The sequence below is a fragment of the Caproiciproducens lactatisolvens genome (genome assembly GCF_052443335.1).
In the GTDB taxonomy this organism is placed as follows: Bacteria; Bacillota; Clostridia; order Oscillospirales; family Acutalibacteraceae; genus Caproiciproducens.
Map to the genome: position 1 here is coordinate 1396533 of NZ_CP195750.1, position 24415 is coordinate 1420947.

At 49.5% G+C, this 24415-nt stretch carries 24 protein-coding genes and 1 pseudogene; 18 read left to right on the top strand and 7 right to left on the bottom strand.

The genetic code is table 11. From position 1 onward, the window contains the following. Positions 1 to 11 precede the first annotated feature (11 nt). The 4 genes from ACRQV7_RS06845 to ACRQV7_RS06860 are packed head-to-tail and all read left to right on the top strand — an operon-like array spanning position 12 to position 5219. A complete protein-coding gene (locus tag ACRQV7_RS06845) occupies positions 12 to 1541 on the top strand; it encodes an O-antigen polysaccharide polymerase Wzy family protein (RefSeq protein ID WP_444659938.1) in 1530 nt (509 codons plus the stop codon). Then, a complete protein-coding gene (locus ACRQV7_RS06850; protein WP_444659939.1) occupies positions 1538 to 2758 on the top strand; it encodes a glycosyltransferase in 1221 nt (406 codons plus the stop codon). The genes ACRQV7_RS06845 and ACRQV7_RS06850 overlap by 4 nt, the downstream gene beginning before the upstream one ends. Continuing rightward, positions 2755 to 3936, top strand: coding sequence for a glycosyltransferase (locus tag ACRQV7_RS06855; RefSeq protein WP_444659940.1), 1182 nt, complete (start codon positions 2755 to 2757; stop codon positions 3934 to 3936). Before ACRQV7_RS06850 ends, ACRQV7_RS06855 begins: the two co-directional genes overlap by 4 nt. A gap of 23 nt (positions 3937 to 3959) precedes the next feature. Further along, positions 3960 to 5219: a hypothetical protein gene (locus tag ACRQV7_RS06860; RefSeq protein ID WP_444659941.1), complete on the top strand. Its 1260-nt coding sequence runs from the start codon at positions 3960 to 3962 to the stop codon at positions 5217 to 5219. Positions 5220 to 5269: 50 nt separating this feature from the next. Here the strand turns inward: ACRQV7_RS06860 and udk are convergent, their stop codons facing one another. Both udk and ACRQV7_RS06870 read right to left on the bottom strand, forming a co-directional pair. After that, positions 5270 to 5914 (bottom strand): uridine kinase, encoded by a 645-nt coding sequence (udk, locus tag ACRQV7_RS06865; RefSeq protein ID WP_444659942.1) that lies wholly within the window; start codon positions 5912 to 5914, stop codon positions 5270 to 5272. 72 nt (positions 5915 to 5986) lie between these two features. Beyond that, complete coding sequence (locus tag ACRQV7_RS06870; protein WP_275714276.1) at positions 5987 to 6199, bottom strand: BofC C-terminal domain-containing protein; 213 nt, start codon at positions 6197 to 6199, stop codon at positions 5987 to 5989. 267 nt (positions 6200 to 6466) lie between these two features. Here ACRQV7_RS06870 and ACRQV7_RS06875 point away from each other — a divergent pair, with 267 nt between their 5' ends. The 4 genes from ACRQV7_RS06875 to ACRQV7_RS06890 all read left to right on the top strand — a co-directional run bounded on the left by ACRQV7_RS06875 (position 6467) and on the right by ACRQV7_RS06890 (position 12400). After that, positions 6467 to 8818, top strand: coding sequence for a transglycosylase domain-containing protein (locus ACRQV7_RS06875; protein WP_444659943.1), 2352 nt, complete (start codon positions 6467 to 6469; stop codon positions 8816 to 8818). Between the two features lie 150 nt (positions 8819 to 8968). Next, complete coding sequence (locus tag ACRQV7_RS06880) at positions 8969 to 10213, top strand: homoserine dehydrogenase (protein ID WP_275714281.1); 1245 nt, start codon at positions 8969 to 8971, stop codon at positions 10211 to 10213. A 34-nt stretch (positions 10214 to 10247) separates the two neighbouring features. Next, positions 10248 to 11144 carry a homoserine kinase gene (gene thrB / locus ACRQV7_RS06885; protein ID WP_444659944.1) on the top strand — a complete coding sequence of 299 codons (897 nt, stop codon included), beginning with the start codon at positions 10248 to 10250 and terminating at the stop codon, positions 11142 to 11144. Between the two features lie 35 nt (positions 11145 to 11179). Beyond that, complete coding sequence (locus ACRQV7_RS06890) at positions 11180 to 12400, top strand: aspartate kinase (protein ID WP_444659945.1); 1221 nt, start codon at positions 11180 to 11182, stop codon at positions 12398 to 12400. A 100-nt stretch (positions 12401 to 12500) separates the two neighbouring features. Here ACRQV7_RS06890 and ACRQV7_RS06895 read toward each other — a convergent pair whose 3' ends face one another. Then, positions 12501 to 13337, bottom strand: a complete 837-nt coding sequence (locus ACRQV7_RS06895) for a MurR/RpiR family transcriptional regulator (RefSeq protein ID WP_275714287.1) — start codon at positions 13335 to 13337, stop codon at positions 12501 to 12503. A 326-nt stretch (positions 13338 to 13663) separates the two neighbouring features. Between ACRQV7_RS06895 and ACRQV7_RS06900 the strand changes: the two genes are divergently transcribed. From ACRQV7_RS06900 to ACRQV7_RS06930, 7 genes are all read left to right on the top strand, one after another. Continuing rightward, the gene (locus ACRQV7_RS06900; protein WP_444659946.1) at positions 13664 to 14092 is read left to right on the top strand and encodes a PTS sugar transporter subunit IIA; all 429 of its coding nucleotides are present in this window, start codon (positions 13664 to 13666) and stop codon (positions 14090 to 14092) included. Beyond that, entirely contained in the window at positions 14085 to 14579 is a 495-nt protein-coding gene (locus ACRQV7_RS06905; RefSeq protein WP_444659947.1) for a PTS system mannose/fructose/N-acetylgalactosamine-transporter subunit IIB, read from the top strand. Before ACRQV7_RS06900 ends, ACRQV7_RS06905 begins: the two co-directional genes overlap by 8 nt. A gap of 21 nt (positions 14580 to 14600) precedes the next feature. Then, a complete protein-coding gene (locus tag ACRQV7_RS06910; RefSeq protein ID WP_038323887.1) occupies positions 14601 to 15347 on the top strand; it encodes a PTS mannose/fructose/sorbose/N-acetylgalactosamine transporter subunit IIC in 747 nt (248 codons plus the stop codon). Positions 15348 to 15349: 2 nt separating this feature from the next. Continuing rightward, positions 15350 to 16216, top strand: coding sequence for a PTS system mannose/fructose/sorbose family transporter subunit IID (locus ACRQV7_RS06915; protein ID WP_275714295.1), 867 nt, complete (start codon positions 15350 to 15352; stop codon positions 16214 to 16216). A gap of 51 nt (positions 16217 to 16267) precedes the next feature. Further along, on the top strand, positions 16268 to 17383 hold the full coding sequence (locus tag ACRQV7_RS06920; protein WP_444659948.1) for a DgaE family pyridoxal phosphate-dependent ammonia lyase: 1116 nt from the start codon (positions 16268 to 16270) through the stop codon (positions 17381 to 17383). 1 nt (position 17384) lies between these two features. After that, complete coding sequence (gene dagF / locus ACRQV7_RS06925) at positions 17385 to 18119, top strand: 2-dehydro-3-deoxy-phosphogluconate aldolase (RefSeq protein ID WP_444659949.1); 735 nt, start codon at positions 17385 to 17387, stop codon at positions 18117 to 18119. A 92-nt stretch (positions 18120 to 18211) separates the two neighbouring features. Beyond that, positions 18212 to 18469: an HPr family phosphocarrier protein gene (locus ACRQV7_RS06930; RefSeq protein WP_444659950.1), complete on the top strand. Its 258-nt coding sequence runs from the start codon at positions 18212 to 18214 to the stop codon at positions 18467 to 18469. Positions 18470 to 19113: 644 nt separating this feature from the next. Here ACRQV7_RS06930 and ACRQV7_RS06935 read toward each other — a convergent pair. Further along, positions 19114 to 19407: a hypothetical protein gene (locus ACRQV7_RS06935; protein ID WP_444659951.1), complete on the bottom strand. Its 294-nt coding sequence runs from the start codon at positions 19405 to 19407 to the stop codon at positions 19114 to 19116. 232 nt (positions 19408 to 19639) lie between these two features. Between ACRQV7_RS06935 and ACRQV7_RS06940 the strand changes: the two are divergent. The 3 genes and pseudogenes from ACRQV7_RS06940 to ACRQV7_RS06950 all read left to right on the top strand — a co-directional run. Beyond that, positions 19640 to 20041, top strand: a pseudogene (locus ACRQV7_RS06940) (cupin domain-containing protein); the annotation flags it as partial. 273 nt (positions 20042 to 20314) lie between these two features. Then, positions 20315 to 20914, top strand: a complete 600-nt coding sequence (locus ACRQV7_RS06945) for a hypothetical protein (protein WP_444659952.1) — start codon at positions 20315 to 20317, stop codon at positions 20912 to 20914. Between the two features lie 96 nt (positions 20915 to 21010). Continuing rightward, positions 21011 to 21373: a VOC family protein gene (locus ACRQV7_RS06950; protein ID WP_275714309.1), complete on the top strand. Its 363-nt coding sequence runs from the start codon at positions 21011 to 21013 to the stop codon at positions 21371 to 21373. A 658-nt stretch (positions 21374 to 22031) separates the two neighbouring features. Here the strand turns inward: ACRQV7_RS06950 and ACRQV7_RS06955 are convergent. From ACRQV7_RS06955 to ACRQV7_RS06965, 3 genes are all read right to left on the bottom strand, one after another. After that, positions 22032 to 22181, bottom strand: coding sequence for a hypothetical protein (locus ACRQV7_RS06955; RefSeq protein ID WP_275717759.1), 150 nt, complete (start codon positions 22179 to 22181; stop codon positions 22032 to 22034). 189 nt (positions 22182 to 22370) lie between these two features. Then, a complete protein-coding gene (locus tag ACRQV7_RS06960; RefSeq protein WP_444659953.1) occupies positions 22371 to 23339 on the bottom strand; it encodes a hypothetical protein in 969 nt (322 codons plus the stop codon). 342 nt (positions 23340 to 23681) lie between these two features. Beyond that, the gene (locus ACRQV7_RS06965; protein WP_444659954.1) at positions 23682 to 24242 is read right to left on the bottom strand and encodes a hypothetical protein; all 561 of its coding nucleotides are present in this window, start codon (positions 24240 to 24242) and stop codon (positions 23682 to 23684) included. Positions 24243 to 24415: the final 173 nt, after the last annotated feature.

Sequence of the window (24415 nt, forward strand, 5' to 3'; positions counted from 1 at the left end):
GAAGTGTGCCGATGCTAAAAATAAAAACATCCGATTTTCTGAGAGATACCATCCTTTTTGGAATTACGATATTGTTGATGTTCGCCGCCAATCTGATGACCGTTTTCGGCAGGGCGGAAGCGGCGGTCGACGTCCTGTTTTTTGCATTCATCATGATGAATGTTGCAATTATCAGCAGCCTGATTGTCAATATCAGGCGTGATTTTGCGTTATTGATCTTTGTGGGGGCCTACAATATCCTCCTTTTGGGGCGTGTGTATACTTCCTGGTTTGGTTATCACCATAAGCTGCTGATGCTTTTGGAGGCGGATGATTTTCCGAAGCTGTTTCAGTCCCTCCAGATTGTCGCGCTGTCGCTTTTTTGTGTTTACGCGGTTTACCGTGCCATGGGACCGTTTTTTTACCGCAGGGAATCTGCGATACAGACAAAAGGAATCCACGCCGTCACCCGGAACGACCTGAATCCCATTATCCGTCAGATCAGCGCGGTTGTACTGTATATCAGTTCCGTTCCGTTTTTCTATATCCTGTTCACTTCGGGTCTGGCGGTTCTGAGAGATGGGTATCTCAGCTCTTACACCAATACGGCCAGTATTCCTTCCGCCGTCAGCCGCCTTTCCATGTTTTTTGTCCCGGCGTTTGCGGTTTTTCTTGCCACTCTGCCCGGCAAAAATCAGATGAAGCTGCCGCTTGCCGTCTACGGGGCCTACATGCTCGCGTCCCTTCTGACGGGACGGAGAAATACGATTGTAACGGAAGCGCTGATGCTGATCGCCTATTTTGTCCTGCGGGACTCTATGCTGGAAAAAGAGAAAAGGGTTCTGAAAAAAAGAACGGTTGCCTACGGGGGCGTGTTCGGAATTGCCGCCATGTACCTGCTTCAGCTTCTGGCGCTGATCCGCGCGGGCCTGGACACGGACAGGGGACTGGGAGAAATGCTCGTCAGCTTTATCGATTCCCAGGGGGCAAGCTTTCGCGTCGTTGTCCAGACGGTCAACCATATCGATCTGTTCAATCCTTCCACAGCCTACTGGTATTTATTCTATCCGTTTGAACTGTTCGTCCATAATAATATTGTTACGAAAACCCTGTTCGGCCTGACCCCGATCATCGAGGTGCAGAACACGGAATTTGTCCGCACCACCCATAATTTCGGACATGCCCTGACCTTTATGGTCGATCCGGACCGTTACCTGAGCGGGGGCGGTTTCGGCACCTCCTATGTGGCCGAGGCCTATGTCGCCTACGGCATTTTAGGGGTCGTCCTGGTCAGCGCGATGATCGGCGTCATCTTCCGCTTTTTCTCTTCCTTGCTGACCCGTTCCTGGGTGACCATTGCCTTCGGGCTGCTCGCCCTGAAAAACTTTGTATATATTCCGCGCAACTTTGCGTTTCTGTGGGTTACCGAGGTTTTTAACATCACCTATATCTGCTTCTTTGTGGGGATCTACCTTGCGGCGCTGCTGATTGCGAAAGGAACGCACGCACGCTCGCTTTCCCATGCCCGGGGCGGATGGTTGACATGGGAGGAACAGCCATGAAGCTGCTTTTGCTGCTTACCACCTCGTTTCCATACGACAACGGGGAAGAGTTTTTGCTCAATGAGGTCAATTATATCAGCGGATACGACCGGGTACTGATTTGTCCCTGCAACCTGAAACCGAATTCCGCCGTTACAAAGAAGCTGCCTGATTTTATCTCCTGTGTTCCGCTCAAAACGGTTCCGGGCGGTAAGTCGGCCTACGCCGGGCTGATGCTCAGGCCTTTTGTACGGGACGAGCTGCTCAGTATGATGAAGTCCGGGACATTTACCTTGCAAAGGGCGCATGAAGTGCTTTTCTTTATGAAGCGCGCCTACGAGATTGATACGGCGCTGGCACAGATCCCGGAGCTTGCCTCTGCCGATGAAGTCACCATTTACAGCTACTGGCTGTTTGACGCCGCGGCTGCGGGGGCGCTGCTTGCGCAGGAGTTGAAACGGCGGGGAAAAAGGGTGAAACAGATTTCCCGTGCCCACCGCTTTGACCTTTACAGTGAGTTTGCGAAAATGAATTACCTTCCGATGAGGGAGTTTTTGCTGGACCGGATCGACCGAGTGCTGCCCTGTTCCGCTTCCGGCGCGGAGTACCTTCAAAAACGGTATCCCCGGTACGCGGAAAAAATAGCGCCCGCTTTTCTGGGGACGGCCGACCACGGCGAAAAACACGGTACCAGAGAAAACGGTCTGCATATCGTATCCTGTTCTTTCATAGCCCCGGTCAAGCGTCTGCATCTGATCGTGCAGGCGCTGGAAAAAGCGGATTTCCCCATTTTGTGGACGCATATCGGTTCCGGGCCGCTGCGCGGGGAAGTCGAGGGGATGGCGTCGAAGCTGCCGGACTGTGTCCGTACGGAATGGAAGGGGCAGATGGACAACGCCGCCATCATGAATTATTACCGTTCCCATGACCTTTCCGCCTTTGTCAATGTAAGCGCCAGCGAAGGGATCCCGGTTTCCATTATGGAAATCTGCTCCTTCGGCGTTCCCGTGATCGCCACGGATGTCGGCGGTACCCGGGAAGCGGTGTACGACGGGGAAAACGGCTATTTGCTTCCGTCGGATTTTTCGCCGGAAGAGCTGCTGTCCCGACTGAAGAAACTGAAAGAGCTGCCGGATGAGGATTATGACCGTCTGTGCCGGAATGCGCGCAGAATATGGGCCGAAAAATTCAATGCGCAGAAAAACTACCGGAACTTTTACAAGGAGATCAGTCAATGAAACTGATGTATCTTACTTTTCAGGAGGATGCTCCGCTGTATCTGGGTGTGAAAAATAAAATCGAGGGCCAGGTCGGCGCGTTTGAGAAGCTGGGCTACCAGGTGACCTATTCCATGTGGCAGGGGAGCACGTTTCAGTTCTTCGGCGCCGAGCCGCAGAAAAGCGGCTTTGATTCCGCCGGCGGAATCATGAAGCAGCTTACGCGGATCGCCCTTGAGTATGTTCGAAAACACAGCTTTGACGTCCTGTATCTGCGTCTTGACCGCGTCAGCTCCGACATGCTCAGAATCTGCAGGGCCGCGCGGGAAAACCGGGTAAAAACCATTGTGGTCGAAATCCCGAATTATCCTTATCTGGGGGACTATATCCGCAACATCCAATATGCCAAAACGCTCAAAAACCGTGCCGTGACCGCCGCAAAGGTGGCCGTAACGGTGGCGGACGACCGTCTGTCGGGCAGAAGGCTGAAACGGTATGTGGACGCGGTGGTGCTGTACGGAAACCGGGCGGACTCGTTTTTCGGAGTCAAAGCCATGAACGGAGACAACGGCATCAACATCGACGGGATATCGTCCGTCCCTCACTGCGGGGACGTCGACAAGGACATTGTGTTTCTCGGGGTTGCCGGTACCCTTTGGTGGCAGGGCTACGACCGGGTCCTTGAAGGAATAAGCGAGTATAAAAAGAAAAAACCGGACGGCGCGCCCGCGCTGAAATTTGTGCTGGTCGGCGGCGACGCCACAGAGATGCCCGAATTCCGCGCGCTGGTGGACAGGCTTGGCCTGACCGAAGACGTAACGTTCTGCGGCTTTAAAAAGGGGAAGGAGCTTTCCGATATATATAAAACGGTCGACGTGGGGGTATCCTCTCTCGGCTGTTACCGCAGGGGCCTGACCGCCTGCTCTTCCTTAAAAGCGCGCGAATACTGCGCCGCGGCGCTGCCTTTCCTGTATGCCTACGACGACGCGAAGATCGGACGGGATACGCCGTTTGCGCTCAGGCTGCCGAACGACGGGACGGCGGTGGATATGGACGCCGTCATCGAATTTGTCCGGAATTGCCGCAGGGACCCGTCCATAGCGCAGAAGGAACGCGAATTCGCGGAGAAGAATTACGACTGGAAAACCATTATGAAGCAGGTCCTTGATTTTGCCGGAGCTTCAATGAATATAGATTGATCAACGATATTTGGAGGTTAAATATGGAACTTTTCGTAAGCTTTTCAGAAATACTGGAATATTTTAAGAGGAGCATCCTGAAATTTATCATCGTCGTCGCTGCTTTTGGAATTGTGTTTGGGCTGATGCCCCTCAAATTTGTCCACAATGAATATACCTGCGATACCACCATGATCATTTCCTGTGAGGTACCCGAGGACGCACAGACGGACTACCGGCTGCAGTACACCAGCATTCTGAACAGCAGGGTGCAGACCGCCATCGCCATTGCGACGGGCAAAGATATGATTTCTCAGACCGCCGAAAAGCTTGGGATCGATGAGAAGGAAATCACCTCGATCGGCGCGGTTCAGGTCAATACGGCTCCGGTCGTCAAGCTGACCGTGAAAACCCCGAACGCCGCCATGGCGGACCGTATTGCCAACACAGCGGCCGAGGTGCTGGGGGAAAAGCTTACCGGCGCGTTCCCGTCCCCGAAGCTGACGGCGGTGATCGCCGACCCTGCGATTCCGGCGGAGCCGGAGTCCAATAAGTCCACCATGCTCAAGGCCGGTATCATTGGCCTCGTCATCGGCTTTATCGTGTATGTATGCTACGGCATTATTGTCGTGCTGACGGACAGAACGATCCGCAACAGCCGCTATGTCAGCGAAGCGCTGAACACCGCGCTTCTGGGAACGGTTCCGAAGAAAGGCGGCCGCGAAAAGAAGGAAGACAGCTTCCGCAAGCTTCGTGCCGCGGCGGTTCACTGTGCACAGGGAAAGACCAGCTTCCTTGTCACCGATGTCTGCGAGCACAACGGCGCTGCCTCCGTGGCGGCCGGAATGGCGGGCGCGCTGGCCTGTTCCGGAAAGACCACGCTTCTGATTGACGCGGACCTCCGTGAAAACGGGATCGGAAAGCTGCTGAATGTAAAACCGCAGCATTCCCTCACAGATGCCTTGAACGGGACCTGTTCCGCACAAGAGGCGGTTTCACAGACTTCCGTCAAGGGCCTGAGCCTTGTTTCCGGCACGGAAGCATCCCAGAATCCCGCGGACGTACTGTTTTCCGAAAAATTTACCGGGCTGTTCCGGGAGCTTTCCGAAAAGTTCGATTATGTGATTATTCATACGCCTTCCGAAGTGCGGTATCCGGAGGCGGATAATATCGCAAGGCTTGCCGGTTCTGTGATTATGGTCGCAAAATACGGTTCGACTCCGTATCATGAATTCAAGGATTCGTTCCACCGCCTGAACGCTTCCGGCGGCAATCCCATCGGCTTTGTTACCACCGATATCTGATAGAACAGACGAACAAAAACGCTCCGCGGATTTTCCGCGGAGCGTTTTTGTTAACGGGTAACGGCAAGCTTGTCCGTTTTACGGATCAGCGCCTTGATATGGTCGATCAGCATATGCAGGGCGACGGGGTTTTCTCCGCCCTGGGGAATAATGATGTCGGCGTATTTCTTGCTGGGTTCTACAAACTGTTCATGCATGGGCTTGACCGTATTTATGTACTGGGACATAAAAGAATCCAGGCTGCGGCCGCGTTCTTTCACGTCCCGGGTCAGACGGCGGAGAAGCCGTATATCCGCGTCCGTGTCCACAAACAGCTTCATATCCATTAAATTCAGGAGGTCTTTGTTTTCAAAAATCAGGATCCCTTCCACAATAATCACGCGTGCCGGCTCCATGTGTACGGTTTCGCCGGTTCTGGTGTAGGTGACAAAAGAATAAACCGGATGGTCGATCGCCCGGCCGCTTTTGAGTTTTTTTACGTCCTCAATCAGTAAATCGGTATCGAATGCGTGAGGATGGTCATAATTCATTTTGACACGCTGTTCGAATGGAATATCGGAATTTGCGCGGTAATAAAAATCATGGGATAAAATGATGGCGTCGTCGGCGATTGCCTGTTTCAGCTTCGTCGAAAGCGTTGTTTTTCCTGAACCGGTGCCGCCGGCAACACCGATTACAAAGGGTGAACAATCCATAGCTGCCTCCTGTATTGCAATGTTATTTTACAGCTTCAAATTATAGCACAAAAACCGGCGAAAAGCATTCTTTTAGCTTTCATAATCTTCAATGATACTGTTCAGGCGGTCAACGTCCGTGACCCGGATTCCATCTTTTAAAAGCACCTGATCCGCCTGTGGCAGCGATGCGACGTCGACGTCGATCTCCTGATAGGGAGTGCTCTCGTTGTTGTAAAAGACTCCGATATGCCCTTCATACTCCTTTACCGTGTAGGTGTTCACGCTGCTGCTTCGGCTTGCCATGGTCGGAATTTCGCTGTTTTCTTGACTTGAAGCCTCATTTGAGGTAGAATTATCTAATATATCTGAGCTTGAAACTTCAGGTATTTGGTTTATTCTCGTTTGAGAAAAACCCCACATTAACATTCCGATTATAATAACAGTTGTACCCAGCAGCACAATCCAGTTTCTTTTCAAATAGCATCACCTCATAGGTATTATTTGAAAATATTGGAAAATTATTCATTTTTTGTTGCAATAATCCATTTTTTATCAAGGAGGTGGTTCCCGATGAGAAAAACCGATATCAATCAATATGTCGGCTCCCGAAACGGAGAAAAAGACGGCAAAGCAAGGTCCGTTGGTCGGATTGTATTAAAGAGTCTTTTCACCGTTTTTACTATATTATTCATTACCGGCATCATTGTGTCTGTCTCGCTGCTTTCCTTTGTGTTCAGCCTGAGCAATGAATCCGTCGATTATGACCTGCATAAGCTGCAGTTGAATTATACGAGCTTCATCTATGTAAACGGCCCCAACGACGACAGTTCCAACCCCGTTCAGTACCAGAGCCTGTACAGCAGTGAAAACCGGGTGTGGGTGGATTACGACAAAATACCGCAGTCCATGAAAGACGCCATTGTCGCGATCGAGGACAAGCGTTTCCGGGATCATAAGGGCGTTGACTGGATACGGACGGCCGGCGCGGTGACTACGCTGTTTTCCAAAGGGAGCAGCTACGGCGGTTCTACCATTACCCAGCAGCTGATTAAAAACATCACGGGGGACAAGGACGTAAGTCTTACCAGAAAGGTAAAGGAAATCTTCCGTGCCTTGAATCTGGAACAAAAATATACCAAAGAGGAAATCCTCGCCGCTTATCTCAATGTCGTCCCCTTCGGCAGCGGCAGCAACGGCGTTCAGGCCGCGGCGAACCTTTATTTTGGCAAGAATATTCAGGACTGTGATATAGCGGAGTGTGCCGCGATTGCGGGCATCACGCAGAACCCGACGAAATATTCCCCGCTCGTCCATCCGGATCAGAACAAGGAACGCCAGCAGACGGTACTGAATGAGATGCATGCTCAGGGAATGATTACGGACGCGGAGTACAACACCGCGATGACAAAATCGGAACATATGACCTTTGTGGGGAAGAAAGCCGAAAATGTCGTAGACGACGTTCCTATCTGGAACTGGTATGTGGATACCCTGTTTGAAGACGTCAAGAGCGGCCTGATGGAGCACTATAACTGCTCCAGCGAGAAGGCTGTGGATATGATTTACCATGACGGACTGAAGATTTACGCCGCAATGGATACCGATTTGCAGAACATTGCGGAAAATACGTTCAAATCGGACAAGCTCTTCGGAAGCAATACCAAGATGCAAGCGGGGTACCTTGCCATGGACTACTCCGGACGGGTGCTGGCCACGGTGGGTTCCAGAGGGGAGAAAAAGAGCAACCGCCTGTTCAGTCTGTCTACGGACTCCAAAAGACAGCCGGGTTCCACCATCAAGCCTTTGGCGGTCTACGGGCCGGCGATAGAATCCGGAAAATACAATTATTCTTCTTTAGTCAATGACAATCCGCTGCCGAACTGGTTCAGCGACGGCAGCTCCGGTCCGAAAAACTGGGGACCGGGGAACACAAGCGGAAAATACTGGGGCCCCATTCCTCTGGAATGGGCGCTGGAGCGTTCCCTCAACGCCAGTGCGGCGCAGGTCGGAAACGCCATTACGCCAAACGTCAGCTTTAATTTTCTGAAAGAAAAGCTGGGCTTTACCAGCCTGCTTCCCGCGGACAACAACCGCGCGCCTATGGCGATCGGCGGCCTGAGCGAAGGCGTTACCGTTCGCGAGATGACGGCCGGTTTCCAGATTTTCGCGAACGGCGGGAAATATTATCAGCCCTATACCTTTTATCATGTGGACGACCACGACGGCAATGTGATTCTGGACAACCGCAATCAGACTTCCGTTCAGGCAATCAGCTCCGCCACCTCGTCTATCATGCATCATCTGCTCAACAATGTCGTGACGGGCGCCCACGGAACCGGGCGCGGCGCGGCGATCAGCGGGTGGGAGGTGTTCGGCAAAACGGGTACCACCAACGATGAAAAGGACAGCTGGTTCATCGGCGGAACGCCCTACGCGGTCGCCGGCATCTGGACAGGCTATCTGACGCCCGCGCATCTGACCAATACGACCTATGCCGCCTCTACATGGAAGAATATTATGGCGTCGTATCTGAAAAATAAAGAGAAATTGACCTTTACCTACGATCCCAACGTGGTTTCGGCCAGGTTCTGTACAGTGACCGGACTTTTGGCGAACCCGGCTAACGACAAGGATACCCAGATCGGCTGGTACGACAAGAGCCATATGCCGGCTATCTGTGACGGTATCCACGCCGGATCGGCCTCCTCCGTTGTTTCCCATCCCGTTGAGTCCGGTACGGAAAGCGGGGAGAGCGCCGTTTCAAGCGGCGGGGAGTCGCACGAAAATCCCGACACTTCCTCAGAAGCTCCGACGTCTTCCACAACGCCGGAGTCCCATACGTCGTCCGCAAGGAATTCCCGCCCGGATAAACCGTCGAAGCCGGGCCGTCCCCAAGGGGATTTGGCGGCTGCGGCCGACTGACCGCTCTGTCATTTTCATGCGGATGCCTGTTCGCGGGCATCTGCATTTCGGTTAATTTGTAAATTGATTGTCACACTGAAACGTGGTAAACTGTTAAAGTGCTTATCTGTTTTTTTCGGAGATCAGTAGAAATAGTAAGGGGTGCTACATATGGTAGAAATAGCTGTAATGGGATACGGCGTAGTCGGCTCCGGTGTGGTGGAGGTTTTGACCAATCACGCGGAGAATATCGCCAAACGCGCCAAAGAGCGAATCGATATCAAATATATTCTGGATTTGCGTGAATTCCCCGGCAGTCCGTTTGAAAGCAAATTCACAAAATCCTTTGATACAATCCTGAATGATCCGGAAGTAAAAATCGTGGTGGAAGTAATGGGCGGGCTGAACCCGGCCTTCGATTATGTGAAACGCTGCTTGGAAGCGGGAAAAAGCGTGGTTACCTCCAATAAGGAGCTGGTGGCCGCCAAAGGGGCCGAACTGCTGAAAATCGCGCAGAAAAACAACCTGAATTTCCTGTTCGAAGCGAGTGTCGGCGGCGGCATCCCGATTATCCGCCCGATCAGCCAGTGTCTTGCGGCAAACGACGTGGTGGAAATCGCGGGTATTTTAAACGGTACCACCAATTTTATACTGACCAAAATGATCCGTGAGCAGATGACCTTTGAGGATACACTTGCCCTTGCCCAGAAGCTGGGCTATGCGGAGCGCAACCCGGCTGCGGATGTGGAGGGCCAGGACGCCTGCCGCAAAATCTGCATCCTGTCCTCTCTGGCCTACGGCAAGCACGTCTACCCCGATCAGGTGCACACCGAAGGCATCACCAAGATCGCTCTGGCGGATGTGGAATACGCCGCCGCCTGGGGCGGAGTGGTCAAACTGATCGGACAGGTCAAAATGATGGAGAGCGGAAAACTGCAGATCATTGTCTGCCCGATGTTTATTCCGCGCGAAAGCCAGCTTGCCAATGTCGACGACGTGTTCAACGGGATTATGGTGCGCGGCGACTCGACGGGCGATGTCGTGTTCTACGGAAAGGGCGCCGGAAAGCTCCCGACCGCAAGCGCGGTTGTTGCGGACGTCATTGACTGCGTGAAGCATTTCAGGGCCAGAAAATACCTCTACTGGGAAGACGGCTCAAAGGATTATGTGGAGGACTACCTCCTGAACGAGGTCGCCATGTTCGTCCGCGCCGAAACGGACGACGAGGACCTCGCCTTTAAAAACATCAATCAGATTTTCGGCGGAGTTACCCGGCTTTCCCGCAGGAAACCGGCCCGCGGCGAAATCGCTTTTGTGACAGAGGTCATGCGGGAAAAAGAAATCGTCGCGAAGCTTGCGGAACTGGAACCGCTGGGTGTAACGGTAAAGAATACCATCCGCATAGGGGATCTGTAAATTCATTTATTTAGGATTAGGATGTTGATATGATATGATAAGAATTCAGGTACCGGCTACCAGCGCAAACCTTGGTTCCGGTTTTGACTCCCTTGGAATTGCGCTGGACCTGTACAATCAGGTTTGGATGGAAGAATCCGATACCGTTGATATTTCCAGCAAAGACAATATTCAGGTGCCGACGGATGACAGCAACCTGATTTTCTGGGCCGCAAAGCAGGTTTATGAGCGGTGCGGCCGCAAATTGCCGGGCCTTAAAATCGTTCAGCTGAACAATATCCCGATGGCGCGCGGTCTGGGCAGCAGCTCGGCGTGCATTGTCGCCGGAATTTCCGGCGCGAACCGCCTTTTGGGCGGCCCTCTTTCGGTACAGGAGCTGATTAACCTCGCGGCTGAAATCGAAGGACATCCCGATAACACCACGCCCGCGATCGAAGGCGGCCTTGCCGCCTCCGCCATGGAAGCGGGAAGGGTTTACAGCGTGAGCGTTCCCGTTTCGGAAAAGATCCGGTTTGCTTTGTTTATTCCGCCTTTTGAACTGAAAACAGAGAAGGCGCGCTCCGTGCTTCCCAAAGAGTATTCGAGAAGCGACGCCGTTTATAATCTTTCAAGGTCCGCGCTGATGGCGGCCTCGCTCTTTTCCGGCAAACTGGAAAACCTGCGTGTGGCGGTGCAGGATAAGATTCACCAGCCGTACAGGGCCAGCCTGATCGATCATCTGGACGACGTGTTCCGTCTGAGCTATGAACTGGGTTCGCTCGGCACTTATGTCAGCGGGGCCGGCCCGACGATTATCTCCATGATCGATGCCTCCGATACGGATGTCTTTGCCAAATACGCGGCGAACCATCTGGAGGAAAAAGGGATTACGGGCTGGGAGATCAAGATTTTGAATACGGATTCAAAAGGTGCGCAGATATCGATTGAATAATAATACTTTTACTTTAATATGGGGGATGGAACCGAATGAGCCTTATAGTCCAGAAGTTCGGCGGCAGTTCCGTTGCGAATGCGGAACGTGTTTTTAATGTGGCGGACATCGTCACAAAGACCTATTCACAGGGCAACGATATTGTCATCGTCGTTTCCGCACAGGGTGATACGACAGACGATCTGATCGATAAAGCAAAAGAAATCAATCCCTATGCCTCCAAAAGAGAAATGGATATGCTCCTTACTTCGGGCGAACAGATATCCGCTTCGCTGCTCGCAATGGCGATTGAAAAGCTGGGTTACCCGGTTGTCTCGCTGTTGGGGTGGCAGGCCGGGTTTTATACCAGCTCGGCCTACGGCAGCGCGAGAATCAAACGAGTCGTGCCCGACCGTATCAAGAAGGAACTGGATAAAAGAAATATCGTTATTGTAACGGGATTTCAGGGAATCAACCGCTACAACGACATGACGACGCTCGGCAGGGGCGGCTCGGACACCAGCGCGGTCGCCATCGCGGCAGTGATGAATGCGGACCTGTGCCAGATCTTTACGGATGTGGAGGGCGTTTATACCGCCGACCCGCGCAAGGTAAAAAACGCAAGGAAGCTTGCCTACATCTCCTATGATGAAATGCTTGAGCTTGCGACTTTGGGCGCGCAGGTGCTCAATAACCGTTCGGTTGAGATGGCAAAGAAGTACGGAATTCAGCTCGAGGTCCTTTCCAGCATGACAAGAAAACCCGGCACAATTGTTAAGGAGGCAACGAAAGTGGAAAAAATGTTGATCAGCGGTATTGCGAAAGACGAGGATGTGGCCCGCGTTTCAATCATCGGCGTACCCGACAGACCGGGCCTCGCTTTCAAAATTTTCTCAAAGCTTTCCGCGAAAAATATTAATGTTGATATTATTCTCCAGTCCGTCGGCAGAAACGGTACAAAGGATATCAGCTTTACGGTCAGCCAGGCCAACCTGAAGGAGACGATCGATATCCTGAGCCCCTATGTGGAGCTGATCGGCGCGACCAGCGTCGTCTACGATGAAAATGTCGCCAAGGTCTCCATTGTGGGCGCGGGAATGGAAACGCATCCCGGCACGGCCGCCCAGATGTTTGAAGCGCTGTTTGAAGCAAATATCAACATCCAGATGATTGCTACCAGTGAAATCAAGATTTCGGTCCTGATCGACCGCTCCGATGCGGATAAGGCCGTCACGGCGGTACACAATAAATTTTTCAGCGAAGCGATGGAAGCTTGAAGTTCGGATTTTGTGCTTTGAAATCGTGAAACAGAACAAAAAGATCGCTGTCCCTTTTTATTTCACAGGGGCAGCGATCTTTTTTATAGCCATTCTTCTGCTAATCGTCTTCGTCGTCGGGGACGGCATAGGAAGCCGTTTTTAGAAATGTTTTGTAGGAGGGGCTGTCCTTCGCCAGAAAATTCTGGAAAATCATGTCTCCAAGCTGAAGCAGCAGGATTTCGCGGCAGATTACGTTGGAGCTTGACAGAAGGTCCGTTTTCGGGATCAGGAAAAGCAGGTCCGTGTAGGCGGCGCACAGGGATTTTTCATGGTTGGAGAACAGCACAATATAACTGCCGTTGTTAATAAAATCTGCGAGCGTTTCCGAGAGAAGCTCATCCTCCCCGGAAAGTGAGATGGTAATGAACAGGTCGCGGGGGGTGGAAATTTTTCTGTAGACCTTCAGCACGTCGTAGTTTGTTACAGCACAGATCGGCAATCCGAGTTTCGCGAATTTAAACGCCAGAATTTCCGCCACATGCTGATTGATTTCCAGGCCGACGATAAAAATCCTTTCCGCAGCCAGCATCTTTTTACGCAGCAGGTCCACATTTTCCGGCTTGACCGTTTGATACAGAAGTTCCAGGAGCGTTATGTTGTCCTGAAGCAGAGCGGCATAATCTCCCGTTCCGGTCTCCGCTGCGGGTTTCGCAATTTGCTGCTGCAGCACGTATTTGAATTCGTTCAGGCCGGAATATCCCACCTTCTGGGTGAAGCGGATGATACTTGCGTCGGATGTGCCGATTGCTTTCGCAAGCTCCTGCGCGTTGCAGTTCAGAATGGCTTCCGCTTTCTTTTTAATATAATTGACAATTTTCCAGTCGGTCTTTGTAAACTGGTTCGACATTGCGTTCATCCGTGTAATCAGACTGGACCAATCGTTCTCTTGTGCCATTGCGGATGGGTACCTCCATATTTGAATTAGGATTTTGCGTCAGCAATCCAACATTTTACAGTTGATCTGGCATAATAAAAGGGAATAGTACTATTTAAGAACACCAAATAATTTTGTCATGCAGCCGATCCTTATTATTTTTTTATTATATCATAGTTTTTTTTGATTGCCTACATTGAATTGATACGATTTGTAGTAAATTACAAAAACAGGAGGGTTTCTTTATCTGATTTGTGAATTGACGCGGGTAATGTAGTGTACTACAATAATTACAGAATAATAAAGTATATGACAATTCGATTTTTTAGCCATTAGGAGAGTGTTTTATGGGGAAACCACAGATTTTACTGCTGACTCACGGAGGGTGGGGGATGTCCCTGATGGAAGGGGTCAGGATGGTGATCGGCGCGGTCGATTTCGTGAAGGAAGTGCCGCTGACACCAAAGGTTACCTTTCAGGAATATCTTGCGCTTGTCCGGGAAGCTGCCGATGCAATGCCCGACGGGTCGCTGATCCTTACCGATATGTTTGGCGGGACCACGACCAACGCGGGCGCGCTCGTAGGGTGGGAAAAAAACATCAGGGTGTTTTCCGGGCTGAATGCCCCGCTTCTGATCGAGGCGTGTCTCGGGCTGATGGAGGAAGGCAGGATAGACTTCGATTCTGTTTTGGAGACGGGGAAATCTTCCGTTATGGATGTAATCGAAAAGATCACAAAATCGCTTCAGGAAAAGGAGGTGGAAAAAAATGGCTGAAATTGTTCTGTGCAGAATTGACAGCAGACTCATTCACGGGCAGGTCATGACCAAATGGGTCAATCAGTCCGGGGCGAACAAAATCGTCGTAGTCAGTGATGAGCTTGCAAAAGATCCTTTCATGATGGAGATTTATCTTCTGGCCGCGCCGCGGGATGTCAAGGTGAGCTGTTATACCCAGAAGGATGTTATTGAGAACTGGAATGCGGACCAATTCGGCGAGGGAAAAGTGCTGCTTCTGCTGCCAAATCTCAAGACAATGAAAGAGGTTTATGACGGAGGCATCCGGGTTACCGACATCCAGGTAGGCGGTCTTGGCGGAGCGCCGAACCGGAAAGTGGTCTTTCAGAATATCACGCTGGACGATGCGGATGTGGAGATCCTTACCGAACTGCAGCAGAAAGGTGTGAAAATCATTTTTCAGACAATCCCGGAGGACGCTCCCCAGAACCTGGAAGGAATCTTGAAGAAGTATCATCAAAACTAAATACTTGAGGAGGAAACAACAATGAGCGTTTTGCCACTTGCTATTTCAATGGGTATCTATTACTGGTTCTCCCGGCTGCGGCTTGGCTACACCTTTTCATCCATGCTGCTTCAGCCCGTTGTCATCGGTATCTTTGTCGGCATACTCACGGGCAACATGGCGTTGTCCATGCAGATCGGCGCGGGGCTGCAGCTGGTCTATTTAGGGGTCACTTCCACTCCCGGCGGCAATGTTCCCAGCGATCCCGCGCTTGCGGGCTGTGTGGCGATCCCGCTGGGCGTGCTTGCCAACATGAAACCGGAGGTCGCTATTTCGCTGGCGATTCCATTCGGTGTTCTGGGCGTTTTCGTCGACCAGCTCCGCCGTTCCACCAACGCCATCTGGGTACATATGGCAGACCGTTACGCGGAGCAGGCCAACACGAAGGGAATCCTGATGGCCGCGTTTCTGTTCCCGGCCCTGCTCGGATTTGTCATCCGTTTTCCAATCGTGTTTGTCATCGATTATCTTGGCGTCGACGCGGTCAAAACATTTATGACCGTTGTTCCCACCTGGCTGATGCACTCATTCGAGGTCATGGGAGGAATTCTTCCGGCACTGGGCTTCGCGATTACCCTGATGGTGATCGGCAAAAAGAAGCTGCTGCCCTTTTTCATCATCGGCTTTTTCGCCGTGCAGTATCTGAAACTGGACACCATGGCAATGGCAATCTTTGCGATTTGCACTGCCTTGCTGCTGAACCTGTTCAAGATTAAGGAGGAGGCGTAAAAATGGACAATATGACGACGGTACAAACAGAGGCCCTGAAAGAGCCGGCCGAGAAGAAAACCAGCCGGCTGGAGAAAAAAGACATCACCAAGGCGATGTGGATTTACTACCTCGGCGCAGAGCTGTCCAATTCCTATGAGCGTTTACAGAGCCTGATCTTCTGCGCTTCCATGACTCCCGTGCTGAAAAAGCTGTATGACACGGACGAGGAGCTCAGCAAAGCGCTCAAACGCCATCTTGTGTTTTTCAACACAGAGGGTACGTTCGGCGCGGTCATTCAGGGAATCGCCATTATGATGGAAGAAGAAAAAGCGAACGGCAAAGACGTGACGGACGATGCGATTACCGGACTGAAAACCGGCCTGATGGGCCCGATCGCCGGTATTGGCGACGCTATTATCTGGGCGGCGCTCATGCCGATCCTCATTTCCATTTTCCTGCCCTTTGCTTCCAACGGTTCGCCGGTGGGCGGGCTGCTTCCGCTGATTCTTTATCCGCTGATCACGATCGGCGTTTCGTATGTTCTGATTCACCAGGGATATACACTCGGAAAGAAATCCGTAACCTCTCTTTTGAACGGCGGAAAGATGCAGTCCATTATTTTCAGCGCCAACGTCATCGGGCTTACCATGATGGGCGCGCTTTCGGCAAGCTATGTGAAGCTCAGCACTCCGCTGACCTTTGTGTTCTCGAGCGGAAACAAAATTGTACTTCAGGATATTCTGAATCTGATCGTTCCCGGCCTGCTGCCGCTGCTTGCGGTGTTCCTCATCTATTTCTACCTGAAAAAGCGCGGCCCCCGCTACAACCTGATTCTGGGAACGATCGTTGTGATCTCCGTTGCTGCGGCCTTCCTGGGAATCCTGTAAAGAACGCCGCAATACAACGGACGAAAGCATAAAAGAAGGGAAACTGATATCATGGCAAATATTTACACCCAAAACGGATTGCAGGAGGTGATAAACGCTTCCGGGCGCATGACCATTCTGGGAGTGTCCACGGTTTCCAAAGCAGTGGGCCGGGCGGTTGCCGAAGCAGCCGACCACTATGTCGTTATAGAAGACCTGATGAAATATGCCGGGAAGAAAATCGGCTCCATGGTCGGCGCACAGAATGCGTGCGTTACCTCCAGCGCCTCGGCGGGCATCGCGCTTTCGGTCGCCTCCCTGATCTGCAAAGACAGTCTGGAAAGGGTGCAGCATCTGTACGAGCTTCTCCCCGACACACAGCGCCGGGAAGTCATTCTCCTGAAAGGGCAGAATGTGGACTTCGGTGCGCCGGTCGGCGAGATGATCCAGATCGGCGGCGGAAAAGTGGTGGAGGTTGGATACGCCAACAAATCCACCTTGGGCGATATCCGCTCCGCGGTCAGTGAAAAAACGCTGGCGATCTTATTCGTGAAGTCGCATCACTGCGTACAGAAAGAAATGGTGGATGCCCGTTCGGCAATCGAATTGGCAAATTCGCTGGGGATTCCCTGCATTGTGGACGCTGCTGCGGAGGAAGATTTAAGCCTTTACAACCGTTTGGGTGCGGATTTTGTCTGCTACAGCGGGGCCAAGGCGATCGAGGGCCCCACCAGCGGGCTGGTTGTCTGCAAAACGGAAAAACTTGCCGCCAATATGCGCCTGCAGTATAAGGGAATCGGACGGGCCATGAAGGTGGGCAAAGAAAATATCATGGGCCTGCTCAAGGCCATGGAAGAATATCTTGCCGGCGAGCACCAGCCTGCGGTCAATCTGGATCAGCTCAGAGAGTTTGCCGAAAAAATAAGCTCCATCCCCGGATGCCGTACGCAGATTGTACAGGACGAGGCGGGACGGCTGATTTACCGGTGCAAGATTACGTTCGGAGAAGAGTTCGGCCTCAGTGCCGAAGAGGTTGTGGAACAGCTGAAAAAAGGGAATCCGGCCATTTATACCCGCGATTATCAGGCGAATTTAGGCTCAATTGCCATTGACCCCCGTCCGCTGCGTTCCGCGCAGGAGCTGGAAACAATCTACAACAGCATGAAACGTCTTAGCAAAGGAGATTAATATGGACGAAATTCAATTTTACAAAGGCCGCGTCGCGCTGAACTGCCTGACCAATTCCGTACGCAACGCGCGGGAAATTCTGGCGGCGGCGGACGGCCATGTGGTAGTGGGGATTCTGTCCGCCAATTATCCCGATGTCGCCAGCGCGGTCAAGGATATGGAAATTTATCAGAAAGCGGTGGACAACAATATTTCCGTAGGACTTGGCGCCGGAAACCCGAACCAGTGGCGCGCGGTGGCCGAAATTTCTTCCCAGATCATTCCCAAACACATCAATCAGACCTTTACGGCCACGGGGTTTACCCGCGGAAAGACCGGAGAGGGTCCTTTCCTGAACGCGATGGTGGCCCCCTGCGGCAGGCCGGGTTACGTGCGCATTTCAACCGGTCCGGTGAGCGGGAAACTGGAGCCTGTGATTGCGCCGGTTGCCGCGGCAATCGCCATGGCGAAGGAGCAGGGAGCGGATTCGCTGAAATATTTCCCGATGGGCGGCCTGAAGGTACGGGATGAGCTCACGGAAGTGGCGAAGGCCTGTGCCGACGCGGATTTCGGGCTGGAGCCCACCGGAGGGATCACCACGGAAAACTTCGGCGAAATTCTGCAGATTGTTCTGGATGCCGGGGTGTTGAAAATCATCCCGCATGTCTATTCCTCCATCATCGATCAGGAGACGGGGGATACCAGGATTGAAGAGGTCCGTAAACTCTATAAGATCATTACCGGGCTGGTAAAGTAATTTTACAGAATGACAGAACAGGATCCCCGGCGGTAAATTCACCGGGACCCTGCTTGTAATGAATACCTTTTTACTGCAAAAGGAGATTTCCTATGAAAGAATTTTACTATTCCGTTCGGGACGAGATGGGGATCCATGCCCGTCCGGCAGGCATCCTTGCAAAGGAAGCAAAAAAATACAGCTCTTCCGTTACAATCAGCAGAGATAAAAGCTCCGCCGATTTGAAGAAGCTTTTCGCGGTTATGCAGCTCGCGGTCAAGCAGGGAGAAAAAATCCGCGTTTCCGTAGAAGGCCCTGATGAAGCCGAAGCGGCTGCTGCCCTGGAACGCTTCTTCCGGGAAAAGGTATAAGGGCAGGTTCGGCAGCCTGCCGCTATAGATATCCGTTTCGCTTCAGTATTCGATAAAAGATATAGGAACCCAGAAGCGCGATATAGTAAGATAAGAAAGTCGCTATAATATTCCATTGGTTCAGATAATAAACTCTTTTTATGAAAAAACCGCAGCCTTCTGTTAAAGTCAGCAGAAGACTGGACAATATTAAGACGGCATGATCGGGGAAATGATATTTACGTATGAAATAAATTGCAAAACATGGATAAAGGCAGAATAACCCCAATGTAAACGGGAGCGACGCGAGATTATAAAGATGAAAAGGATACAGCTTCCAGTAATAAAGGAATCCGATATCGTTAATCAAAAAGGCCATAGCGGCGGAAAAAGGGGCGATCAGAAACAGTACCTTTCTTTCCCGTATGAAGATCAGCGCCGCTATCCACGGGATGATAAATCCGATGATCATATTCAGTGTCAAAGTACATACACCAACCTTGCTTTTAAAAATAATATGCCAAGATTGTTGTCTAATATCCGGATCATCCTGTTTGTAACACAGGAGAAAACAGCCCTTTCAGTCGTAAAGGCCGAAAGGGCTGTTTTTTATGAACGCCGGATTTTCAGCATTTTCAGAAGGCGCTTCTCATGCTCGCGTTTTCTTATGCCGCCCGTGTTCCGTTTATCTGGAACGTTCCGGAATTGGTCATGGCAACAGCTTTGATGATATCCCCTTCTACGGTCCCCTTCGCAAGGTACCTTAATTGAAAAAATCCGAGGCCGAGAGTTCCGGAAAACTCAAAGGAATTTCCACGGGTTTTCCCGTTCCTGAAAAAGCTTGTGCTTCCCATAGAACGGATAGAGCCGCTTAGCGTTCCGTGATCGTCAACAAGGGTTACGGTTCCCTTTTGGCCCCCCATTGGCGTATGCAGAGTAACGTTGTAAGTGCCGCTCATTCATTTACCTCTTTTCTGTTGGGATAATTTCAATATATGCCTTTGTGCACAGAGAGATTACAAGGCCTCAATACTTCCGGCGTTAATTTACTTGCGGCCGTTCTTTCACATGATCGGTTCTTATTCGGCACTTTCCAGGAGCATCCCTCATATGATGGCATACAAGAATGGAAAGGAGTAAGGAACTATGTATAACAGGTGCCCCTGTCAGGACAACTGCAATCATATGATTTCTAAGGATTATGGCCCCGAACCTTTTACGATAAACATTGAGGAAGCTACCAGGAAAAATAATACTTTTCGGACCGCTTTATGGACAGGAAACCATTTGCAGCTTACTCTGATGAGCATTAACGTCGGGGATGACATTGGTTTGGAAATTCATCCGGACCTTGACCAGTTTCTCCGTATTGAACAAGGGCAGGGAATGATCAAAATGGGAGATCAGAAAGATAATTTATATTTTCAAAGACGGGTTTCTGCGGATCATGCGATCATAATCCCAGCGGGGAAATGGCACAACTTAATCAATATCGGAAATATCCCGATAAAATTATATTCAATTTATGCGCCGCCCCAGCATCCTTGGGGGACAGTCCATAGGAACAAAGCCGATGCGATGGCAGCCGAATAGCGAAAATAAACAGCGTCTTGCCTTTGGGCAGGCGCTTTCTTGTTTTTGGGTATTCCGGCTTCCAGATATTACCTTTGTGTATTTGAAATCGATTCAGTATAATTTAAGAAAAAGAAAGAGAAAGAGTGATTGCCGATGCGCCAATGGGATATTTTTGTAAATGGAATCAAGCATGAAATTGTTTTTGAAGGATGTAAAATTTCAGGAAAAATCAAACTCCGTATTGACGGGATCCCGGTTGTATATTCCCCTTTTTTAGTGAAGGGGGTTGGTATGTTCTGTCCGTTTGAGGTGGATGGAAGCGAGATCATCCTAAGGCTTGACTTGAAAAATCACCCCGTCGGACTGATACTGGACGGCGTTTATCTGGAAACGGGAACGCCAATGGAAGAAACCGTACTGTCCGCTTTTCGTTCCGCTCAAGAGAGCCAGAACCCGATCATTGCAAACGACAGGGCGGGAATGGGAGCTTTTCTGACTTTTGTCGGCCTTACTTATGTGAACCTGATCCTGATTCTGATGAATGCCTCTCTTTCTTTTCCGTTCAGTGCAACCGTTCCTCAGCTTGTTCTCGGCATTGCTTTGTCGTGGAATGAAGAGTCCCCATCCACGGTTCTTTTCGTCTCAGGGATCGTGCTTTCTGTGATTTTTGCCTCCGTGTATTTGCTCCTTTACCTGCTTGCAAAGAAAAGGTTCTGGCCCGTTGTAGCCACCCTGGTTTTGGTCGTGCTGGATACATTGGTTGTGCTTTATCTGTCGCTTGACGATTTTACTTTTTATATCATCGATATTGTTTTTCACGCGTGGCTGATGTGGTCCTTGATCAAACTGATCGGAGCACGAAGGAAGCAGGCGGAGCAGTATCTTCAGTAGTTTACATAGCTTTACAATGCGGTTTTGCGATGCTATACTGAAATTACTGCTGATATAATCCAAAACGACAGCAGACACGAAGGGAAGGATCAATTTATGAACTGCTGCTGGTGCACGATTACGACGGAAAAACTGGACGAGTCCGTGGAATTTTACAGGGAGGTCGTCGGGCTCTCCGTAGCGCGGCGCTTTTCACCCAATCCGGGTACAGAAATCGCTTTTCTCGAAGACGAAAACGGCTTTGAGATTGAGCTGCTGCAAAACGGCAGATCTGTCGGCGCGGAAAAAGACGGTATCTCCTTGGGGTTTGCAGTGAAATCGCTTACGGATACGCTTGCCATGGTCAAATCCAAAAAACTCGCCCCTTTCGGCGGACCCAAAAAAGTACCGGGGGCCTCTTTCTTTTTTGTGAAGGATCCTAACGGTGTTGCCATTCAGTTTGTAGAAAATGACCTCTGATGTCTGCAGCGCGGCAATATGCTGAATCCCCCGTCGGCCGGCTTGCCAACGGGGGATTCTCTCAGTATCTTCTTTAATAATTTGCCCTCTCAGTCTTACCGTCTGGGAGGGCTTTTTATTTGCTATTTCAGATTGGAATTGGTGGTAAATCATCATTTCATTATTTGAAGAAGGATTATTATATTTGCCAGGCTCTGTTTATTTCAGAGAATTGACATATCTGATATAAGTCTATGTGGTAAAATCCAATAATGAAACTTGTACTACGAGATAACATGCCAAATTGATGATTTTATGAATAAAGACCAGAGCTCATCGGGATTCCATGAATTCGATGAGCCCGTTTTGCTGTTGCCTTGCGGCTGTCGGAGAAACATTTTCATTTTCATCTAAAAGATAAATTTGTTACATTATGTTACATGTGTCGAAAATTGACGAAAAATCGATTATAATAAAAACAAATATTTTAGGGGGTAACAACAAAATGACACAAGAAGAAATCAAAAAATTAGACCGGCGTATTCGATCCATTGAAGACCCCTTTGGGACCGGATTTCTTGTTTTATACAAAACTATTCAGACAATGTCAGATTTCAAAGGGAAAAGCATGGGAGATATTGTCCGGCAATATACTTCCTGGAAGCTTCATGTTATGTAGTCATTGCTGTTTCGGTGTCGTAGGAATCTGAGTTCCTAAGTCCGGAGAATTTACAAGATAATCATTTATTACTTCATCGGACCAACCTAATTCCTGAAGCATACGCCTTATTTTTTCTGCTGTTTCTACCTTTGTCTCTGCTTTTACCATCGTTTACATCTCCAATCAAATTAATGTTCTTCCATTATACCGATTTTTCTTGAACATTAATTGCCGAAATGCGATTATTATATGATTACAGAAATTACCATATGCTTCTGAAACGATTCCTGCAGTTTAGGCGTTTTATAATGAACTGCAGGGTTCCTCTATTATGCCATAATCTGCGGCTCTTTTCGATTAAATATCAGATGGATATAAATCAGCGGGCCTGCATAATCTTGCGGGTCTGTCTGTATTTAAGAAAAACTGCATGACAATACTGTTCCTTTCTTCAAACAGCAGCAGTTCCTGACCGGATACGGCAATCAATTTGAAAGACACGTCCGCTGCCTGTTCATCATTTTCACAGATTGTTTTTATAGCGGAAATGAGTTCCTTGGGTTTGCTGACCATTTCTATCTCTATCCGTTTGAGAAGATTATGCCAATGGTCCGAAAGCCGTACCGCGTCTGTCGATGAGCCGTCGCTCGCATATCCGCCTCCCAACGGGAAATAAACGGTGCCGGGCTTAACTTCCACCATCGTTAAGACATGGGCCTTACGTAAGCAGTCGTATTCTTCGTCCGATGGGGCATGGGGATAAAGTGACAGGACGTCATTTAGCTTCCGGTTGGAAATAAGTTCCGGCCAATTGTCATGAAGAATACGAACCAAATCCTGCGACGCGAACAGATGTTTTTTCTGATGACGGTATACTTGCAAAAAATAGGCTGTTGTATCCGTAAAATATACAAATAGCTCGTAGTCGCTCCGCTTTGCCAATCCGTTCGGATGAAAACGCCGCGTTAAATGAAAATGATGAATATTCCAGTCATTGAGCAATAGGTCATTGAAATTTGGATTTACCCGCCTCGTAGTCATAAAGGCTGTTAAGTCGCTTCCATTTTCCACGCGTGACTGGAATTCGGACAAGGCTGCTTCATAACCTGACGGACAGGAAAATTCTTTTGAATAGCATGCCTGCCGTTTTTTTTGTGGAATCTGCAGCTTCTTCACCTTAAAATATTCAGTAGCGCTGTGTTTTGCGGACGATGGAGTGTATCCCATATTTTTTAGCCGGTGCCACAGAATAGCGTTAAAATCAGCACATAAATCAATGTCGATACTCCATTTTTCTTCCTCTAAAATGGAACTGTGATATTTCATAGCATTCACCTTTTTATTGCGCTCATTTCTGAACATATGGTTTAATTAAATTATAACATTCCAAGTAAAATCTGTCACTTTATTTTTCTTTTGTATCTTATTGGACTTGACGATATTAGCGACGATTTTAAGTAGGAAGACATAGGGTAAAGACAAAACGCCACATAAAAGTGCCAATATTGGCCTTTTGAGTCTTTCATAAAACCACACAAAAACAGCAAAATCCGCATGAACGCTGAATTTTTCAGTATCCATGCGGCTTATTCTTTGGTCGGAGTGGAATTATAGGATTTGGAAAAATCCAGTAATACCAACGGTTTGCAGGCAGTCGGCAAGTAGTATTTACAAATAATCTCCGCGCTCTTTCCTAATGACAATATAATCATGTTTACTATCATCATAATGAGATTCCATATCAACGATATTATCCTCTGCGACATAGTTCAAATAATCGAGCCAGCTTTTCAATTCAATCTCATATAGATATTTATTTCTATCATAATCCGAAGACACATAAAGCCCTGTTACAGGCCCGTTTTCTTCAAACAAAAGACAAAATATGTATGAATGAATAAGCCAGTTGCAGATATTTTTTCCTAAAGCAGTCAACTGAACGGGATGATTCCAATCATGTGTATCTTCATCTGGCCAACGATGTATTCGATCAACAGACTTTAATGGTCTGTATGCTTTTATTGGAAAGGAATAGGAATCAGCACTATCACTTAGCTTTTCGCATTCAATCAATTTTCTGGTAGCAAATGCAGAAAACATGAGGTTCTTCTCCATAATAATATATGTTGCATCAAATTTATCATCAAAGCGTATTACAGTATTATATTTTTCAATTTGCTTTACACGCCTTTTAAGTTCTTGTTTCCAAGGAGAGCTTTCGTAAATCATAATATAAATTACTCCTGAACAGAAAGAAGTGTTGTTACTATTAAAGTAATTATACCATTTAAAATAAATCCTGTCATTTAATTTTGCTTTCGAGTGTCCTTATAGGACTTACTATCTACAACACCGCATGAATGCTGGCATAGCAAAAGGCCGCCGACAAAAGTCGACGGCCT

Excerpts from the sequence above, each read along its gene's own strand:
- ACRQV7_RS06920 (WP_444659948.1), top strand. The coding sequence starts at position 16,268 with ATGGCAAATATTTACACCCAAAACGGATTGCAGGAGGTGATAAACGCT.
- ACRQV7_RS06900 (WP_444659946.1), top strand. The coding sequence starts at position 13,664 with ATGGGGAAACCACAGATTTTACTGCTGACTCACGGAGGGTGGGGGATG.
- ACRQV7_RS06910 (WP_038323887.1), top strand. The coding sequence starts at position 14,601 with ATGAGCGTTTTGCCACTTGCTATTTCAATGGGTATCTATTACTGGTTC.
- ACRQV7_RS06870 (WP_275714276.1), bottom strand. The coding sequence starts at position 6,199 with ATGGCAAGCCGAAGCAGCAGCGTGAACACCTACACGGTAAAGGAGTAT.
- ACRQV7_RS06955 (WP_275717759.1), bottom strand. The coding sequence starts at position 22,181 with ATGGTAAAAGCAGAGACAAAGGTAGAAACAGCAGAAAAAATAAGGCGT.
- ACRQV7_RS06850 (WP_444659939.1), top strand. The coding sequence starts at position 1,538 with ATGAAGCTGCTTTTGCTGCTTACCACCTCGTTTCCATACGACAACGGG.
- ACRQV7_RS06915 (WP_275714295.1), top strand. The coding sequence starts at position 15,350 with ATGGACAATATGACGACGGTACAAACAGAGGCCCTGAAAGAGCCGGCC.
- ACRQV7_RS06905 (WP_444659947.1), top strand. The coding sequence starts at position 14,085 with ATGGCTGAAATTGTTCTGTGCAGAATTGACAGCAGACTCATTCACGGG.
- ACRQV7_RS06945 (WP_444659952.1), top strand. The coding sequence starts at position 20,315 with ATGTTCTGTCCGTTTGAGGTGGATGGAAGCGAGATCATCCTAAGGCTT.
- ACRQV7_RS06965 (WP_444659954.1), bottom strand. The coding sequence starts at position 24,242 with ATGATTTACGAAAGCTCTCCTTGGAAACAAGAACTTAAAAGGCGTGTA.
- ACRQV7_RS06855 (WP_444659940.1), top strand. The coding sequence starts at position 2,755 with ATGAAACTGATGTATCTTACTTTTCAGGAGGATGCTCCGCTGTATCTG.
- thrB (WP_444659944.1), top strand. The coding sequence starts at position 10,248 with ATGATAAGAATTCAGGTACCGGCTACCAGCGCAAACCTTGGTTCCGGT.
- ACRQV7_RS06875 (WP_444659943.1), top strand. The coding sequence starts at position 6,467 with ATGAGAAAAACCGATATCAATCAATATGTCGGCTCCCGAAACGGAGAA.
- ACRQV7_RS06930 (WP_444659950.1), top strand. The coding sequence starts at position 18,212 with ATGAAAGAATTTTACTATTCCGTTCGGGACGAGATGGGGATCCATGCC.
- ACRQV7_RS06880 (WP_275714281.1), top strand. The coding sequence starts at position 8,969 with ATGGTAGAAATAGCTGTAATGGGATACGGCGTAGTCGGCTCCGGTGTG.
- ACRQV7_RS06950 (WP_275714309.1), top strand. The coding sequence starts at position 21,011 with ATGAACTGCTGCTGGTGCACGATTACGACGGAAAAACTGGACGAGTCC.
- dagF (WP_444659949.1), top strand. The coding sequence starts at position 17,385 with ATGGACGAAATTCAATTTTACAAAGGCCGCGTCGCGCTGAACTGCCTG.
- ACRQV7_RS06895 (WP_275714287.1), bottom strand. The coding sequence starts at position 13,337 with ATGGCACAAGAGAACGATTGGTCCAGTCTGATTACACGGATGAACGCA.
- ACRQV7_RS06935 (WP_444659951.1), bottom strand. The coding sequence starts at position 19,407 with ATGAGCGGCACTTACAACGTTACTCTGCATACGCCAATGGGGGGCCAA.
- ACRQV7_RS06960 (WP_444659953.1), bottom strand. The coding sequence starts at position 23,339 with ATGAAATATCACAGTTCCATTTTAGAGGAAGAAAAATGGAGTATCGAC.
- ACRQV7_RS06890 (WP_444659945.1), top strand. The coding sequence starts at position 11,180 with ATGAGCCTTATAGTCCAGAAGTTCGGCGGCAGTTCCGTTGCGAATGCG.
- udk (WP_444659942.1), bottom strand. The coding sequence starts at position 5,914 with ATGGATTGTTCACCCTTTGTAATCGGTGTTGCCGGCGGCACCGGTTCA.
- ACRQV7_RS06845 (WP_444659938.1), top strand. The coding sequence starts at position 12 with ATGCTAAAAATAAAAACATCCGATTTTCTGAGAGATACCATCCTTTTT.
- ACRQV7_RS06860 (WP_444659941.1), top strand. The coding sequence starts at position 3,960 with ATGGAACTTTTCGTAAGCTTTTCAGAAATACTGGAATATTTTAAGAGG.